This is a genomic window from Capnocytophaga sp., assembly GCF_030532915.1.
In the GTDB taxonomy this organism is placed as follows: Bacteria; Bacteroidota; Bacteroidia; order Flavobacteriales; family Flavobacteriaceae; genus Capnocytophaga.
Map to the genome: position 1 here is coordinate 1 of NZ_JAUNKD010000024.1, position 16,415 is coordinate 16,415.

Genomic DNA, 16,415 nt, shown 5'->3' on the forward strand with positions numbered 1-16,415 from the left:
GCTGAAATCCAATGCGGTAGAAGAAAAAGAAGTGGAGGAATTGTACAAGAATTTAGATACGATTTTTCTGAATATTTATCCGAATTTTGTTCAAGAATTTAACGATTTGTTGCTGGACGATGAAAAGATAATTCCGAAAAAAGGCGAATTACTCAATACCGAACTTCGGATTTTTGCTCTTATTCGTTTGGGAATTACCGACAGCAACAAAATTGCCGAGTTTTTGCGATACTCGCTCCGCACGGTTTACAACTACCGAACCAAAGTGCGCAACAAAGCCAAAGGCGAGCGCGACGAATTTGAAGAAAAAGTAAAAACCATCGGGCGTTGGGACGTATAAATTTATTTTAACGAACAACTTATTTCACAATTTAATTGTATAAAAAGCCGAAAAACAAATTGTTTTCGGCTTCTTTTTTGATGTATTTTAGGTACTTTTTTTGGTTGATTTCAAAATATATATTTCTGAAAATCATCAAAATATATTTTTTAATAAGTACTTTTATGCTCCGCAGAAAAATAGACGTTTGTATTTTCAATAATTTTGAGGTGTGAAAGAAATCAATTTCTTTCAGCAGGAAAAAATTAAACGAACCACTTAATATTTTTAATTTATGGAAGTAGTAAAAAAATATCTAATGAGTTTAGTTCTGCTGCTTGGCGGTGTGATTTTGGCACACGCACAACATCTACCCCGCGTGGCAGGAACGGTAAGTGACGCGTCAGGCGTGCCGCTTGCGGGCGTTTCGGTGGTTGTTAAAGGAACAACCAAAGGTGTTTCAACCGATTTTGACGGAAAATACGAACTGAAAGACATTCCGCAGGGAGCCGTTTTAGAATTTTCGTTCGTGGGTTTCAAAACCCTTGACGTGCGGGTAACAACCGCTACAATCAACGTGAAAATGACAGAAGAATTGCAAGAAATAGAGGAAGTTATCGTAATTGGTTACGGAACACAGAAAAAAGGAGACGTTACCACCGCTATTACTTCGGTAAGCACCAAAGACATTGACGAGCGTCCCATTACATCGGCGGCACAAGCCATTCAAGGGCGTGCGGCAGGAGTTCAGGTGGTACAACCCAGCGGTGTGCCTGGACAAGGTTTGGCGGTTCGCATTCGCGGAAACACCTCTATTAGTGCTTCAAACGACCCGCTTTATGTGGTGGACGGCATTCCGGTGCAAGACATCAACAACATTGCCCCGACTGACATTCAGGATATGCAAATCTTGAAAGATGCTTCATCATCAGCGATTTATGGTTCGCGTGCCGCTAATGGTGTAGTTTTGATTACTACCAAAGGTGGTAAGCAAGGGGAAGCGAGAGTGTCGGTTAGTTCTTACATCGGAGTATCGGAAGTAGCAAATCAAATCTATTCACTCAACGCAGCTCAATACAAAACGTTGATGGATGAGATTGATGCAACACGACCTTCGCTTGTTAATAATAAGCCTACCATACCCAGCGGATTGACAGATGTAACCAACTGGCATAAAGAGACATACCGCACTAGTTTTAACCGTAATTATCAAGTGTCTGTTTCAAATGCCACTGAAAAGAGTAATTATTTTATCTCCGGGGGTTATGTTAAAGACGATGGGGTAATCCGTTCTTCGTTTTTTGAACGATACAATGTGCGTATGAACTTGGAAAACAAGTTGAAAAATTGGCTTGCAATCAGCACGAATCTTTCTTATTCTGATTATGTGTCGAATAGCATTATTTCCGGACAAGGTGCTAACAGAGCAGGGGTGGTGCTTTCGGTTATTAATACGCCAACTTACGCTCCTATTTGGAATCTTGAAAAACCTGAGCAGTACTATGATAACTTCTACGGCGGAAGAATGACCCATCCGGTAGAAAACATATCACGAAATGCTGATAATTTGAACAAAAACAGCCGTTTTGTAGGTGGTGGTTCAGCGATAATAAGTTTTACTGATAATTTGAAATTCAAAAGCTCTTTTGCGTTAGACCGTCTTGATAACAAACATACGCGTTGGACAGACCCTGTTTTGTCTCGATATGGTCGTGAAACACTTCACGGTCAGTCTGTTGATGAGCGAATTAACACCACGCAATTAACCTTTGATAATCTCTTGACGTTTGACAAAACTTTCGGAAATCATAATTTGTCACTCTTGGCGGGAACTTCCGGAACTACTTTCAAATATGACAGAAGCTACATACAGGGAACGCATTATTCATCATCAGACATAAAAACACTCAATGCTGCAAACCGTATAGATCCTAATTTGACGGGCACGAGCGGGTACGAATGGGCAATGATGTCTTATTTGGGGCGTGTTTCTTACAATTATGATAGTAAATATCTTCTTACGGCTAATTTTCGTGCCGATGGTTCTTCAAAATTAGCACCGGGCAAGCGTTGGGGTTATTTTCCTTCGGTTTCAGTGGGTTGGAGAGTTTCTAACGAAGATTTCTTAAAAGAGGTTTCTTGGCTTTCCGAGCTGAAACTTCGCGGAGGCTGGGGACAAGTGGGTAACCAAGCCGGAATAGGTTCTTACGGATATTTACAACTCTATAAAATCACTCGTGTCAATTGGTGGGAAACGGGTAATGCAAATGCGTACGTGTCATTAACACCTTCATCGTTTTCAAACCCTGATTTGACTTGGGAGAAAACCACACAAACCAACTTCGGGATTGATATTGCGTTGTTTAACAATCGGTTGTCTCTTTCAGCCGATGCATACTACAAAAAAACAACCGATTTGTTGATGAATGTGGACCTTCCTGCCACTTCACCCATTCCGTCTATTTATCGCAATGAAGGAGAAATGGAAAATAAAGGATTGGAATTTTCACTTGACAGCCGTAATTTAGTAGGGCAATTCAACTGGAATACAAACTTTAATATCTCATTCAACAGAAATAAACTTACAAGTTTGAAATTACAGAAAATATATTATTACGCTCCAACTTCTGAGGCTACCAACGAGCGGGTTGTTCGTCTTGAAGAAGGCAAACCACTGGGTCAATTTTGGGGTTATATCAGTGATGGTGTAAATCCGCAAACGGGTGATATTGTGTATCGTGACGTAAACGGAGACGGGCGCGTTACGGTTAGCGATAAAACTTATATAGGTGACCCGAACCCTGATTTTACTTTTGGATTGACCAATGATTTTTCGTATAAAAACTTTTCATTGAGCGTGTTTTTACAAGGTTCATACGGAAATGACATTTACAACGCTTCCCGTATCGAAACCGAAGGTATGCACAATCAACGCAACCAATCCACAGAAGTGTTGCATCGTTGGACAACTCCGGGACAAATTACACACGTGCCACGAGCTTTTGCCGGAACAAAAAATATTTTGGCATCTTCTCGTTGGGTGGAAGACGGTTCATATCTTCGTGTGAAATCAGTAACGCTTTCTTACAATGTGCCTACACAAAGTTTGGAAAGGTTAGGAATCCGAAAAATACAGCCTTATTTCACGGCTCAAAACTTATTTACCCTAACCAATTACAAAGGCTTTGACCCCGAAGTGAACCAGTTTGCCAATGCCAATACTCCTGTGTTGGGAATTGATTGGGGAACATATCCGCAAACCAAAACATTTATTTTTGGTGTGAATGTTGAATTTTAAAATTTGATAGTGATGAAAAAATATATAATACCTTTTGTTTTACTGGTTGCCTTGCAGGCTTCTTGTAGTTTGGATAAAGACCCCATCTCTGATTATAGCGAAAAAACAAGAAGTCATAAAGACGCAACGTATACTACCCGTGCTGAAATAAAGGCTGCTTATGATGCTATCTATACTTATATCAAAGGTAGCGGACAAGAATATTGGATGCTTGATGCTTTGGCTAATTTTGAAGTGCGTTCTGATAATGCGTATGCAGGAACAACCGATTTACCCGTAGTTTCCGTAGAACAGAACATACAAGCTCCTGACAATACAAATATTGCACGTGATTGGAGAGGATACTTAGCGGGAATAGCCCGAGCCAATATGGTAATTGCTAATATTGACGGTGTAACAGACACGTCTCTTACAGATAGTGAGCGCAAGCAATGGAAAGCCGAAGCACAGATTTTTCGTGCTTGGATGTACTTTGAAATGGTGCGTATGTGGGGTAATGTACCACTCATTCCTGCTGAAAATATTCCTGTAATCACCTCTGATAACATTGATGAAATTTATGCGTTGTTGTATCCCGAAAAAAGAAATGCTGTTTCGGAGGTGTATGCCGATATCGTTGCTAATTTGGAAGAGGCTTTACAAAACGCTCCTAACGTAAATGTGTCTAATAAGTTTTTGTTAACCAAGGGGGTAGCTAATGCTCTTCTGGCAAAGGTGTATGCCGAAAAACCAATTCGTGATTACGCTAAAACTGTGCAGTATTGTGATGCCGTTATTCAGTCAGGATATAGTTTAGTGGCTAATTATGCCGATTTGTTCCAACTTAATTCCGGAAGCACAGACGTTAAGCTTCGTAATTCATCTGAGTCAATTTTTGAAATTTCATATCAAGGAGGCGGATGTTGGGTAGGCGGTATTGTAGGTAAAAACTATCTCAATGCCAACAGCACGATCAGTTGGAGAAGATGGGTAGCCCCTTCACGTTCACTAATGGCTGATTTTGATTCCGAAGGTGATGTTATTCGTAAAGAACAATCCATTGTGTACGAAAAAGTTAATTACGAAAATTACTATCCGAAGGATAATTATCCGTTCGTGTATAAACTTCGTTCAAATGCAAACAGCGTGATTAAGTTGCGTTTGGCTGACATTTTATTGCTCAAAGCAGAAGCCTTAGTGGCAATGGGGAATTTAAATGATGCTGCCGCATTGGTAAATCAAGTGCGAGCCAGAGTGAATTTGCCTCCCTTGGCATCAAACGTTACTGCATCACAAGAAGCAATGAAAGCTGCCGTGCTTAAAGAGCGTCGTATGGAATTGGCTTTTGAAGGGCATCGTTGGTTTGATTTAATTCGTAACGAGAAAGTTATTGAGGTGATGAACGCTTTGAACACAACTGATTCAGGACGTTTAAAAATGAATTCAATGACTGAGCAATCAATCATATACCCAATTCCACAAACTGAACTCGATAAAAATCCAAAACTCATTCAAAACCCCGGTTATTAATGACACGCATTTCTCTATCATATCTGAGTTGCCTTGTAGGGTTGTTCGCTGCGTGTAACAACCCGAAAGGCAACCCAACAGACCCCTCTGACACTGCGTCAGAGCGGGTATCTGTGTGGGTTTCAAGCGGTGACAGAACTAAAAGTTTTCATTTTGAGGAATTGGAATTTCTGAACGAAACTCCTGAAAAAGGGGCTTGCGTTAGGCTCAATCCGTCTGAGAAATTCCAATCGGTTTATGGCTTTGGTTCGGCAATTACGGGTTCAACCTGTTTTAATCTTTTCCAAATGGAAGAAAATGACCGAAACGCCTTTCTCACCGAAACGTTTTCGCCCGAAAAAATGGCACAGAGTTACATTCGCGTGCCTATTGGCTGTTCTGATTTTTCACTGAGTGAATACACTTGTTGTGATAAAGAAGGAATCGAGCATTTTGCACTGGCACAGGAAGATACACAGTATATTATCCCGATTTTAAAGGAAATTATCCGTATTAATCCTTCCGTAAAAATTATCGGCTCACCTTGGACGGCACCCCGCTGGATGAAGGTGAACAATCTCAAAGAACTAAAACCGCATAACGAGTGGACAAGCGGACATCTAAACCCCAAATATTATGACGATTACGCACGTTATTTCGTAAAATGGATTGAAGCAATGCAGGCAAACGGCATTCCCATTGAGGCAATCACAATCCAAAACGAACCGCTTAATCGGGGTAATTCCGCTTCAATGTTTATGGGGTGGCAAGAACAACTTGCGTTCGTAAAACAATCGCTGGGAAAAACCTTGCAACAGGCAGGATTAAACACAAAAGTGTATCTGTTCGACCATAATTACAACTACGACAATATGCCCGAACAGAAGCATTATCCGCTTCATATTTACGCCGACAAAGAGGCTTCTCAGTACATTACGGGCAGCGCCTATCACAATTACGGCGGGCAATTTTCTGAATTGGAATACGTTCATAATCAAGCTCCTGACAAAGAACTTATTTTTACCGAAACTTCCATAGGAAAATGGAATGACGGTAGAAATCTTTCCCATCGTTTGGCGGATGATATGGAGCAAATCGGAATCGGGACGCTCAACAATTGGTGTAAGGCGGTTATCGTTTGGAACTTACTTTTGGACGAAAACGGCGGACCTTATCGCGAATTGGGTTGCAAAACCTGTTTTGGGGCGGTGGACATCGCTTCCGATTATAAAACCCTGACACACAACTCGCATTACTACGTTATCGGGCATTTGGCAAAAGTTATTAAACCCAATGCGGTTCGCATCGCACATCAACTAACTGATGTTGAGGGAATTTTGTGTACTTCCTTCCTTAATGATGACGGTAGCTACGCACTGGTTTTGCTCAACAAAGCAACTGAAAATAAAATCGTAACCATAACCGATGGCACAAAAACCTTCCGATGTGAAGTGCCGGCTAATGCCGTGGCTTCTTTCCGTTGGAAATAGACCTTATATAGAAATACAATCTTTATGAAAGACGTGCAGCAAAAAAAAGCAAGTTCCGAATTCGAAACAATTGTTATTTACGCGCATCCTTATGAAAAAAGTTTTAATTACGCTATTTTGCAAGAAACCGAAAAAATATTAAAAAACAGAGGAGGAGCTTATCGAACAATTGATTTGTATGCTGAAAAATTTAATCCTGTGTATTCCAAAGAAGAATTAGCCTTGTTTAGTAAAGGAGAAGCACTTGACCCACAAGTGTTACGGTATCAACAGTATCTTAAACAGGCTAAACGATTGATCTTCATTTTTCCTATTTGGTGGGGGAATGTCCCTGCTATTGTTAAAGGATTTTTTGATAAAGTCTTTCTTAAAACATTGGCTTATGAAGAGACTAAATTAGGTACATTGAAAGGAAAATTGACTAATATAGAACAGGCTTTTATCATAACAACAGCAACAGCGCCCACTTTTTATTTGAAATTTTTTAGTGGAGATGCCATACGGAAAATAGTTATCAATCATACATTAAAAAGTGTAGGAGTGAAAAAAGGAAAGTGGCTCAATTGTGGAGCTGCCAATAAAATTACTGATGAAAAACGTCAAAAATTCTTAAAGAAAATATCAAAATATATATAATTCGTCTGTAAAAGCAATAAAAATTTAACCAATGAGAAAAATATATCCAATTTTAGTATTTTTTGTAAGTGTTGTGATGTGGGGGCAACAAACAACCACCATTCGGGCAAATATCCCTTTTGAAAGAAGCGACCGCACCGAATGGATAAAACGTTATCAACACGATATTGACGCTTACAAGAAAGAAAATCGAAAAATAGACCGCTCGTGCGACGTGCTTTTCTTGGGCAGTTCGTCCATCAACCTATGGAAAACCATTTATGAGGATTTTGCTCCCTTGAAGATTATCAGGCGTTCGTATGGAGGCTCAACCTTGCGCGATATGCTTTATTATTATAAGGTGATAGCCAAGGGGTATCAACCTAAAAAGATACTTCTGTATGTTGAAAACGATTTGGGTTCGAGCAAAGAAAGTGTTTCCGCTGTGAAATGTTTTGACCTTTTCAGAATATTCATCAGCAAATTAAAAAAGGATTATCCGAATGCACAGCTTTTTGTGGTGTCGCTCAAACCATCGGAACACAAAGCCGACCAACTGAAAGACCAACTTTTGGTAAACAGCTGGTTACAAGCTAATGCTGCCGACCAAAATTATACTTACATCGACATAACCAAAACGATGTATGATGCCGAAGGAAACCTTCGAAAAGATATTTTTGTGGAAGACAATCTGCATCTCAACGCCGAAGGTTACCGACTTTGGACGGAAATCATCAAGCCGTATTTGATGAAGTAATAAACAAACAGTTGTCGTTGCTCTTGGCAATGCCCAAGGCTGCTAACGACAACCCGAAATAGTTGTAAAATTAAGATAAAGGAAGTAAGTCAGCCGGTGTGTAAAAGGCTGATATGTTTGCACTTTATGGGTGTTTTGTTGTGTGGAGTTATAAAAAATGAAAGTATTTTTACAATTTTTTTGAATTTAATTGTTGTATTTAATAAAATTTTTGTAATTTTGTCCGCGACAGCATTTAACGCTTTAAGCGTGTTTGAATGTTCATTGATTTTGATGTGCCGACTTTCGGAAAAGATGCCGACTAAATTGTCTTTCAACAAGGAGATTATTGGATAGTTTCGGGTTTATTCTTATGGAAGGATGCAAAAAATTATGGTTTTTACCAATCCGCTGATGGGCAGGTTGGGAAACTATTGGGTAGTTTGGTAGCTTTCCTGTGGGTTGGCTGTGAAACATTGCGGTTTTTACCAATCCGCTGATGGGCAGGTTGGGAAACTATCGGGTAGTTTGGTAGCTTTCCTGTGGGTTGGCTGTGAAAAATCCGAAAGAATGGCAATCTGCCGTTGGTGTAGCTGTCAAAATCAAGAACAGATGGTAATGTGTAACCATTTTTGCTATGTTCTGAAACATACTGTTAATTGCAATTCCCTTGTAGGGTTACTACGGATTGGAGTTTCTCATAGCCGTCAAAACAATTGGGTGGTGTACGCACGGTGCGTTTGCCATCGGCGGGCTGTGAAACTAACTATCGGAAATTCTTTTTCATAACATTTATAATTTTAAGTTTACTAAAATGAGGAATGCGGGGAGGAAAGCCGTAAAGGCTTTCCTCTACTGCTCTTCATTGAAGGGGCTGAAATCAAGTTTAGTTTATGCGGAAATAATTTTTTCATAGAATATTTTTATAATAATCAGTTAAAAGCACTGCATTTGGGGGGTTTGACATATTATTATAATTTAAGAATTCACAGGGTAGCGATACCCAAAACCTAATTTTGCCCCTCAATGCACTGCTTTTACGTAACTTGACGCAATTAACATTCGTATCAATTTTGCTTTTTCATAGTCTTGTACTGTTTAGATTAATAAATGGCATTCAGGTAAGGGGCTTTTAGGTTCTTAAAGCAGGTAACATCTTTCAAAACTTTGAACCATTGAGCATTAAAAGCCCTTTATTTAGAGTGTCTCTTCTCGGCTAAAACAGGTTGGGCTTGTTGCACACACCGCACTTCAAGAGCCGTACGGCTTTCGGCTTCCTTTACATTAATTACAACATCAGTTATGTAGTGTTCAAGCACTTCGGCATTTCAATGTTGAAGTACCTGACGGCTTTCGCCTTTGGGCAAAGCACACTATTTTGTAATGTAATTAATCGTAAATTCATAGCATAATGAAAAGAACTCTGATAAAAACATTTTTAGCTCTTAGCCTTAGCACAGGTCTTGCAGCGCAACAGCAGTTGCCTACCTACCTGAACGATAGGGCTCCTATCGAAGAGCGTGTTGAGGATGCCCTGAGGCGAATGACCTTGGAAGAGAAAGTGGCTATGTGCCACGCACAGTCAAAGTTTAGCTCGCCGGGCGTGCCGCGCTTGGGTATCCCTGAGAATTGGATGACCGATGGCCCGCACGGTATTCGTCCCGAAGTGCTTTGGGATGAGTGGAATCAAGCAGGCTGGACGAATGACTCCTGTACCGCCTTTCCGGCACTCACCTGTTTGGCTGCCAGCTGGAACCCCAAGATGGCAATGTTATACGGTAAGTCGATAGGAGCCGAAGCTCGCTACCGCAATAAAAACGTGTTGCTGGGTCCCGGCATAAACATTTATCGCACACCTTTAAACGGTCGTAACTTTGAATATATGGGTGAAGACCCCTATCTGGCATCAAAGATGGTTGTTCCCTATATCGAAGGTGTACAATCACAAGGCGTGGCTGCCTGTGTGAAGCACTTTGCGCTTAACAATCAGGAAATAAATCGGCATACGGTAAACGTGATAGTTGATGACCGAGCGCTTTACGAGATATACCTACCGGCGTTTAAGGCTGCCGTTCAACAAGGGAAAACTTGGTCGATAATGGGTGCGTACAATAAGTACAAAGACCAGTGGGCGAGCCAGAACAAATACTTGCTGGTCGATATCTTACGGAAGGAGTGGAAGTTTGACGGCGCTGTTATCTCCGATTGGGGCGGGGTGAACAACACGGAACACGCTGCCCTCCACGGCTTGGATATTGAGTTCGGCACGTGGACAGACGGGCTTACGCAAAATACCAAGAATGCCTACGATAGCTATTATCTGGCAACTCCCTTCCTGCAAAAGCTTAAATCGGGCGAAATCAGCGAGGAGGTTGTTAATGAAAAAGCTCGTAACATTTTGCGTTTAATCTTCCGAACCAATATGAAAGCCGGTCGCCCTTACGGTTCTTTTGCATCGCCCGAGCATTTTGCTGCTGCACGAAAGATAGGTCAGGAGGGTATCGTGTTGTTGAAAAATGAAAAGAACCTACTGCCTCTTAATCTGGATAAAGCCAAGCGTATCGCCATTATAGGCGAGAATGCCATTAAGGTAATGACAGTTGGTGGCGGAAGTTCATCGCTCAAAGCCACGCACGAGGTACTTCCGTTTGATGGACTTAAAGCACGTATCGGGAATAAAGCAGAGGTGGTGTATGCACGCGGTTATGCCAGCAACGATTATAAAGACCAAGATGGGGTAAGTGCCAATCAGAACCTAACCGAAAGCCGTTCCGAAGCCGAGCTTATCGCCGAAGCGGTAAAAGTAGCGAAGACTGCCGACTATGTCATTTTTGTAGGAGGCTTGAACAAGCACGATGGGCAAGATTGCGAAGGGAATGACCGCAAATCCTACGGGTTGCCTTACGGGCAAGATGCCGTTATCAGCGCACTTGCCAAAGCGAATAAAAACCTTATCGTAGTGCTTATATCCGGAAATGCCGTGGCTATGCCGTGGGTAGAGCAAGTGCCGGCTATCGTGCAGAATTGGTACTTGGGTTCAGAAGCGGGTAATGCTTTGGCAGATATTCTCTCAGGAGATGTGAACCCCTCCGGTAAGTTGCCTTTTACGTTCCCCGTAAAACTGGAAGACAATGGGGCACACGCTATGGGCGAATACCCCGGCGCTGAAAACGAGACCTACCGCGAAGGTATTTTGGTGGGATACCGTTGGGCAGATACCAAGAACATCAAGCCTTTGTTCCCATTTGGTCACGGGCTTTCATATACAACGTTCCGCTATGCCAATGCCACGCTAAGCAAGAAGACAATGACCGCTGACGAGTCTCTAATAATTTCCGTTTCCATAAAGAATACCGGAAGCAAATCCGGAGCCGAAGTGGTGCAGCTTTACATTCGCGATGTCAAGTCGTCCGTGTTGCGCCCCTACAAGGAGCTGAAAGGTTTCGAGAAGGTGTATTTGAAAGCCGGCGAGAGCAAAACCGTAACTTTCACCATCGACAAAGAGGCGCTTTCCTTCTTCGATGATAAAAAACACGAGTGGGTTGCCGAATCGGGTGATTTTGAGGTGTTATTGGGCAGCTCGTCCAAAGATATCCGCGCGAAAACTACTTTTACATTACAATAAATATTGACAATTACGCTTCAAAACTGCCCGATGATTATCGGGCAGTTTTATTTTTGTGATAAAGTCAGTATCTTTGCCCCGACAGGAAGGAGTTTCTTCCTTAAAAACAAAAACAATGACTTTAACCGAACGCATTTTTAACATCACCACGGAAGCCGAATTCACGGAAGTGGCTTTGGCTGTTTTTCGTTATCAGTTCAAGCACAATGCGGTGTATAATTCGTTCTGCAAGCATTTAAAAAGAAGCCCCGACACAGTTTTTTCTGTGAGCGAGATTCCTTTTTTGCCGATTGAGTTTTTCAAATCGAAGCGTGTTTTTTGCGGAGAAGATGCAGAGCAACAGTTGTTTACCAGCAGCGGCACCACAGGAATGGTTACTTCCAAGCACTTTGTGAAAGATGTTTCGGTTTACGAGCAAAGTTTCCGAAAAGGATTTGAATTGTTTTACGGAAAGCCTTCTGATTATGCTGTTTTGGCACTGCTTCCGTCTTATTTGGAGCGGTCGGGTTCTTCCTTGATTTATATGACCGAAGCCCTTATCAGGGAATCAAAAAACGAAAACAGCGGGTTTTATCTTCACGAATTGGATACTTTGGCGGAAATTATTCGCAAATTGGACGCAGCAGGACAAAAAACCTTGCTCATCGGCGTGTCGTTTGCTTTGTTGGATTTGATTGAAAAACATCGATTTACGTTAAAAAATACCATTGTAATGGAAACCGGCGGAATGAAAGGCAGACGAAAAGAACTCATTCGTGAAGAATTACATCAGATTTTAAGCGATGGTTTTGGAGTGAAACACATTCATTCTGAGTATGGTATGACGGAATTACTCTCGCAAGGCTACTCGCAGGGTAGCGGCATTTTCAAGTCCGTACCTTGGATGAAAATCCTGATTCGCGACACGAACGACGCACTTTCTTTCCTTCCGCAGGGGAAAAGCGGCGGTGTGAATGTCATTGATTTGGCAAATGTGCATTCGTGCAGTTTTATTGCCACGCAAGATTTAGGTAAAGTGCACAATGACAATACGTTCGAGATTTTAGGCAGATTTGACAATGCCGACATCAGGGGTTGTAACTTATTGGTTATGTAGCTTTTGCTTGGCTTCGGAAATGACTTTGGTTGAATTTCCTGCAAAAATCTGATTATCAACAATAATAACCGGGCGAATCAGAAATGTGTAATGCTCCAAAATTAGGTTTTTATAATCGTTTTCGGTTAAGTTTTGGTCTTTCAGGTTGCGCTGTTTGTAAAGTTGCGAGCGTTTATTGAACAGCTTTTCGTAGCTTCCAATTTTCTCCTTTAAAAATTCAAGTTCGCTTTCTGAAATCGGATTTTTCTTAATGTCCTGTAATTCAATTATTTGAGTAAGTTCCAATTCTTTTAAAATACGCTTGCACGTATCACAACTGCTTAGGTAATATATTTTGTTCATAGTGAGTAAATTAAAATGCCACTACCGGTGTTTTGGTAGTGGCAAAAATAATCAAAAAAATCTTAAAAACTATCGTTTTACGATAAGTTGGCGATACATTTCTATATAACTATTGTCAAAAGCTACATCATTTCCCGAAATGGTATTGAAAGTAAGTAGACTAATTACAATAATCACCAAAATTCCTGCGAAAATAGCAATTCGTTTGTTGGGGAAAATGGCATAATATACCAACATTGCCACCATCGGGGCAAAAATCAAATACGGAAGAGCTGCTCTGAAAGTTCCTGAAAATAAAGAAGTTACAAGCAACAATACCAAAATAGGGAGGTTTGCCCACAACAAGCCGTTACGCACCTGATTCTCATTTTTCTTTTTAAGTGTAAAAAATGAAACAACCGCCATCATTGCCAAAAAAGTAGGCAACATATACGGGTGATACCCGTAAAAAATAATTCCTGCCAGCAGATAAAGCCCAATGCCTATCAAACTGTACTTAATGTTCTGTTTCATACAATTGATTTAATTGAATTATGATCGCCCTCTTCTATTGCAACTTTGCAACCATAGAAAACCACACCCCAAATCAGATTCATCGCAATTTCTAGTGGTTGTACCTGCTACACTTTCAAACCAACACCATCTACAATGACAAGCAAGTCGTGCTACTTTTGGATCAATTTTCCCTCCCATATAATAAGAGGATTTTAAACTGTGTATGTGTGTTATGAATTCTTTTGAAACCTTTTCTTTGCCAATGAAGTCTCCTGAAAAATTGTAATTATCCAGTGATTCAAACATCAAAGAAAAATCATCACTAGGTACTAATTCAGCTAAGCGAATAACGGCTTCATTAAATTCTTCATACTTGTCTTTGTTACCAAAATCTTTAATGAAATTTTTCAAAATTTGGATATTTTGTTTTATTTCATCATTAAATTCCTGTTCCAAAAGATAATCCATCTTGTCTGCCCAAAGTGTTTGTTTGGTTTCAAAAGATGCTGATTTAAAGATGTTTCTAATCTCTTCTGAACTTTTACCTGTAACAAGGCTAGTTCGTAACTCTCTTGCCTTACTGTTTTCACCTTCATTATTCTGTGTTTTAACACACGAAACAAATAAACAGAAAAAGGATACTACTAAAATTAAAAGTGCTTTACTCATAAAAAAAATATTTTAAATTTCTGATCCAAATGTATAAAATTCTTTTTAAGAAAAAAGAAAAATAACATTTATTTAACTGTTTGATTTGTTGTTGTTTGTTTTTAATTATTGTGTAACTAACACAAAATCAGCGAGTAATAAATTGCTTAAAATCAATGTGTTTTAAGAAATAAAAATGAAAAATCGACAAATTTTATTGGGTTGACATTGTTTTAACATAAAACATTTTTAATTTAGCAATAAGTATGGTGATAAAATATGATTTTCTTCGGATTTTAGTTAAAAAAGTAATTTTTGAAAAATTACCAACTTCCGGAAGCGCCCCCGCCCCCACCTAAACCTCCACCGAAGCCGCCAAAACCGCCGAAGCCACCACCGCTTCTGTCACTGCCAAAACTTCCAAAACCGCCTGATGATGAACGACCTAAGCTACTCAATATGATAAAATCAGCCAAATCAAAGCCGCCGCCACGATGGTTGTCGTTTCCGTTCTGGTTGTTCTTTTTTCCAAAAATTAACATCAGAATGATGAAAATCAGTAGTGCAATCAGGAAGATAACAATAGGTGTTATGTCGCCATCGTTTGTTGAACGGTCATTTTTATAAGTGCCTGATAGTGTTTGTATTATGGCTGTCGTTCCTTGGTCAAAACCGGTGTAGTAATCCTGCCTTCTGAAATTGGGGAGTATGTGTCGTTCAATAATGCGTCTGCTGAGCGCATCGGTGAGGCGGTCTTCTACGCCGTAACCTGTTGAAATGGCTATTTTTCGTTGATTAACAGCCATTAGGAGTAATATGCCGTTGTTTTTGTCTTTCTGCCCGATGCCCCATTGTGAAAGCATCTGTGCCGCCTGAAAGTTAATGTCGTCTTCAACATCTTTTAAAATGGCAATCACAATTCCGGTTGAGGTGGAATCGGCATAGTGTTTTAGCTTGACATTCAACTGATTTTGCTCGGAAGAAGAAAGCAATCCTACGTAATCTTGCACCGCACGGTCAGGGAATAATTTTTTAGGAACGGATTGTGAAAAAACCGTGTGGATTGCAAAAAATAATATGTACAGAATTTTTTTCAAAATATTGTAAATTGTTGTTTTTTAGTAGATTGTTGTTTTGTAGAATTCCTTTGCCAAAGTTTTTCACTTTGGCAAAGGTTTTTGTAAAAATGTTTAAATATTTCCCTTTGAAATTTCGTCAGGCAGCTCATTACTGTCATTTCCGCTTTGGTAGGGGAAATAGACTTTGAGTGCTTCGCCTGCTTTTAAAATTCCGGCTATGATTCCGTTGTGAAATTCGGCTTTTTGAAAGTGATGAAGCATTTCGTTTTTGGTAGATTCCCAAAAATCGGGAGGCACCACCTGATTAATACCCTCATCGCCAAAGATAACAAACGAACGGTCGTCCACGGCAAAGTAAAACAGCACGCCGTTTCGGTTGGCGGTTTGGTGCATTTCCAGTTTTTGGAATACTTCCATTGCCCGCTCATAGGGGTCGGTTGTGGAGGTGTTTTCTAGATGCACGCGTATTTCGCCCGAAGTGCGTTTCTCGGCTTGGCGGATGGCTTCAACAATTGCTTGTTCCTGTTCAGATGTTAAAAATTGATTTACAGGCATTTCTATTTGAAATTAAATTCCACCTCCGGTGCTTTTTCGGCTCCTTTTTCGGCTTTGAAGAGCGTCATTGGTTGGTGTCCGCCAAAGCCTGCGATAAAGCTGTTCGGGAATTTTTTGATGTAAATATTGTAATTTCCTGCCACGTCGTTAAAACGGTTGCGTTCCACGTTGATGCGGTTTTCGGTACCTTCAATTTGTGATTGCAATTCCAAAAAGTTTTGATTGGCCTTCAGGTCGGGATAGCGTTCCACCGAAACCAATAATTTGGATAATGCCGATGATAAACCGGACTGGGCTTCTTGAAATTGCGCCATATTTTCGGCGGTAAGGTTTGAAGCATCAATGTTTACGGAAGTGGCTTTGGCTCGGGCTTCGATAACGTCTTTAAGCGTTCCGCGTTCAAAATCGGCAGCACCTTGCACGGTTTTTACCAAATTTCCGATAAGGTCGCTTCGGCGTTGGTAAGCACTTTCTACGTTTGCCCATTGTTTTTGAGCATTTCCGTTCATTTCAACCATCGTGTTGCTAATGCCTACTCCCCAACGGAATATGATAAACACAAGAGCAACAATAACGATAATAGGTAACCATTTTTTCATTTTAATATATTTATTTTAGTGTTAATTAAT

Annotated in this window: 15 protein-coding genes; 8 read left to right on the forward strand and 7 right to left on the reverse strand. The window is 40.5% G+C overall.

Translation table 11 applies throughout. The features are described 5' to 3' along the window. From Q4D72_RS08315 to Q4D72_RS08340, 6 genes are all read left to right on the forward strand, one after another. Positions 1-340 (forward strand): DUF6377 domain-containing protein (locus Q4D72_RS08315; protein WP_303077372.1); only part of this gene is annotated, 340 nt, incomplete at its 5' end. Positions 341-614: 274 nt separating this feature from the next. Then, positions 615-3,617, forward strand: coding sequence for a TonB-dependent receptor (locus Q4D72_RS08320; protein WP_303077373.1), 3,003 nt, complete (start codon positions 615-617; stop codon positions 3,615-3,617). A gap of 12 nt (positions 3,618-3,629) precedes the next feature. Further along, positions 3,630-5,126 carry a RagB/SusD family nutrient uptake outer membrane protein gene (locus Q4D72_RS08325; protein ID WP_303077374.1) on the forward strand — a complete coding sequence of 499 codons (1,497 nt, stop codon included), beginning with the start codon at positions 3,630-3,632 and terminating at the stop codon, positions 5,124-5,126. Next, the gene (locus tag Q4D72_RS08330) at positions 5,126-6,595 is read left to right on the forward strand and encodes a glycoside hydrolase family 30 beta sandwich domain-containing protein (protein ID WP_303077375.1); all 1,470 of its coding nucleotides are present in this window, start codon (positions 5,126-5,128) and stop codon (positions 6,593-6,595) included. The genes Q4D72_RS08325 and Q4D72_RS08330 overlap by 1 nt, the downstream gene beginning before the upstream one ends. A gap of 24 nt (positions 6,596-6,619) precedes the next feature. Continuing rightward, positions 6,620-7,231 (forward strand): NAD(P)H-dependent oxidoreductase, encoded by a 612-nt coding sequence (locus tag Q4D72_RS08335; RefSeq protein WP_303077376.1) that lies wholly within the window; start codon positions 6,620-6,622, stop codon positions 7,229-7,231. A gap of 31 nt (positions 7,232-7,262) precedes the next feature. Continuing rightward, a complete protein-coding gene (locus Q4D72_RS08340; protein ID WP_303077377.1) occupies positions 7,263-7,967 on the forward strand; it encodes a GDSL-type esterase/lipase family protein in 705 nt (234 codons plus the stop codon). A gap of 1,172 nt (positions 7,968-9,139) precedes the next feature. Here the strand turns inward: Q4D72_RS08340 and Q4D72_RS08345 are convergent. Then, entirely contained in the window at positions 9,140-9,265 is a 126-nt protein-coding gene (locus Q4D72_RS08345) for a hypothetical protein (RefSeq protein ID WP_303077378.1), read from the reverse strand. Between the two features lie 92 nt (positions 9,266-9,357). Here Q4D72_RS08345 and Q4D72_RS08350 point away from each other — a divergent pair, with 92 nt between their 5' ends. Further along, entirely contained in the window at positions 9,358-11,571 is a 2,214-nt protein-coding gene (locus Q4D72_RS08350) for a glycoside hydrolase family 3 C-terminal domain-containing protein (protein ID WP_303077379.1), read from the forward strand. A gap of 115 nt (positions 11,572-11,686) precedes the next feature. Beyond that, positions 11,687-12,667, forward strand: coding sequence for an acyl transferase (locus Q4D72_RS08355; RefSeq protein ID WP_303077380.1), 981 nt, complete (start codon positions 11,687-11,689; stop codon positions 12,665-12,667). On the opposite strand, the gene Q4D72_RS08360 is transcribed toward Q4D72_RS08355, so the two are convergent. The 6 genes from Q4D72_RS08360 to Q4D72_RS08385 form a co-directional block, all read right to left on the reverse strand. Continuing rightward, entirely contained in the window at positions 12,653-13,009 is a 357-nt protein-coding gene (locus tag Q4D72_RS08360) for an arsenate reductase family protein (RefSeq protein ID WP_303077381.1), read from the reverse strand. The genes Q4D72_RS08355 and Q4D72_RS08360 overlap by 15 nt on opposite strands. A gap of 69 nt (positions 13,010-13,078) precedes the next feature. After that, a complete protein-coding gene (locus Q4D72_RS08365) occupies positions 13,079-13,522 on the reverse strand; it encodes a hypothetical protein (RefSeq protein ID WP_303077382.1) in 444 nt (147 codons plus the stop codon). Between the two features lie 18 nt (positions 13,523-13,540). Then, positions 13,541-14,173 carry a bacteriocin fulvocin C-related protein gene (locus tag Q4D72_RS08370; protein WP_303077383.1) on the reverse strand — a complete coding sequence of 211 codons (633 nt, stop codon included), beginning with the start codon at positions 14,171-14,173 and terminating at the stop codon, positions 13,541-13,543. A gap of 302 nt (positions 14,174-14,475) precedes the next feature. Further along, the gene (locus tag Q4D72_RS08375) at positions 14,476-15,249 is read right to left on the reverse strand and encodes a YgcG family protein (RefSeq protein ID WP_303077384.1); all 774 of its coding nucleotides are present in this window, start codon (positions 15,247-15,249) and stop codon (positions 14,476-14,478) included. A gap of 93 nt (positions 15,250-15,342) precedes the next feature. Continuing rightward, positions 15,343-15,786 (reverse strand): TPM domain-containing protein, encoded by a 444-nt coding sequence (locus Q4D72_RS08380; protein WP_303077385.1) that lies wholly within the window; start codon positions 15,784-15,786, stop codon positions 15,343-15,345. 2 nt (positions 15,787-15,788) lie between these two features. After that, positions 15,789-16,385, reverse strand: a complete 597-nt coding sequence (locus tag Q4D72_RS08385; protein ID WP_303077386.1) for a LemA family protein — start codon at positions 16,383-16,385, stop codon at positions 15,789-15,791. Positions 16,386-16,415: the final 30 nt, after the last annotated feature.

Bases quoted from the DNA above. Each gene is read 5' to 3' on its own strand.
- Q4D72_RS08320 (WP_303077373.1), top strand. From the start codon at position 615: ATGGAAGTAGTAAAAAAATATCTAATGAGTTTAGTTCTGCTGCTTGGC.
- Q4D72_RS08325 (WP_303077374.1), top strand. From the start codon at position 3,630: ATGAAAAAATATATAATACCTTTTGTTTTACTGGTTGCCTTGCAGGCT.
- Q4D72_RS08330 (WP_303077375.1), top strand. From the start codon at position 5,126: ATGACACGCATTTCTCTATCATATCTGAGTTGCCTTGTAGGGTTGTTC.
- Q4D72_RS08335 (WP_303077376.1), top strand. From the start codon at position 6,620: ATGAAAGACGTGCAGCAAAAAAAAGCAAGTTCCGAATTCGAAACAATT.
- Q4D72_RS08340 (WP_303077377.1), top strand. From the start codon at position 7,263: ATGAGAAAAATATATCCAATTTTAGTATTTTTTGTAAGTGTTGTGATG.
- Q4D72_RS08350 (WP_303077379.1), top strand. From the start codon at position 9,358: ATGAAAAGAACTCTGATAAAAACATTTTTAGCTCTTAGCCTTAGCACA.
- Q4D72_RS08355 (WP_303077380.1), top strand. From the start codon at position 11,687: ATGACTTTAACCGAACGCATTTTTAACATCACCACGGAAGCCGAATTC.
- Q4D72_RS08360 (WP_303077381.1), bottom strand. From the start codon at position 13,009: ATGAACAAAATATATTACCTAAGCAGTTGTGATACGTGCAAGCGTATT.
- Q4D72_RS08365 (WP_303077382.1), bottom strand. From the start codon at position 13,522: ATGAAACAGAACATTAAGTACAGTTTGATAGGCATTGGGCTTTATCTG.
- Q4D72_RS08370 (WP_303077383.1), bottom strand. From the start codon at position 14,173: ATGAGTAAAGCACTTTTAATTTTAGTAGTATCCTTTTTCTGTTTATTT.
- Q4D72_RS08380 (WP_303077385.1), bottom strand. From the start codon at position 15,786: ATGCCTGTAAATCAATTTTTAACATCTGAACAGGAACAAGCAATTGTT.
- Q4D72_RS08385 (WP_303077386.1), bottom strand. From the start codon at position 16,385: ATGAAAAAATGGTTACCTATTATCGTTATTGTTGCTCTTGTGTTTATC.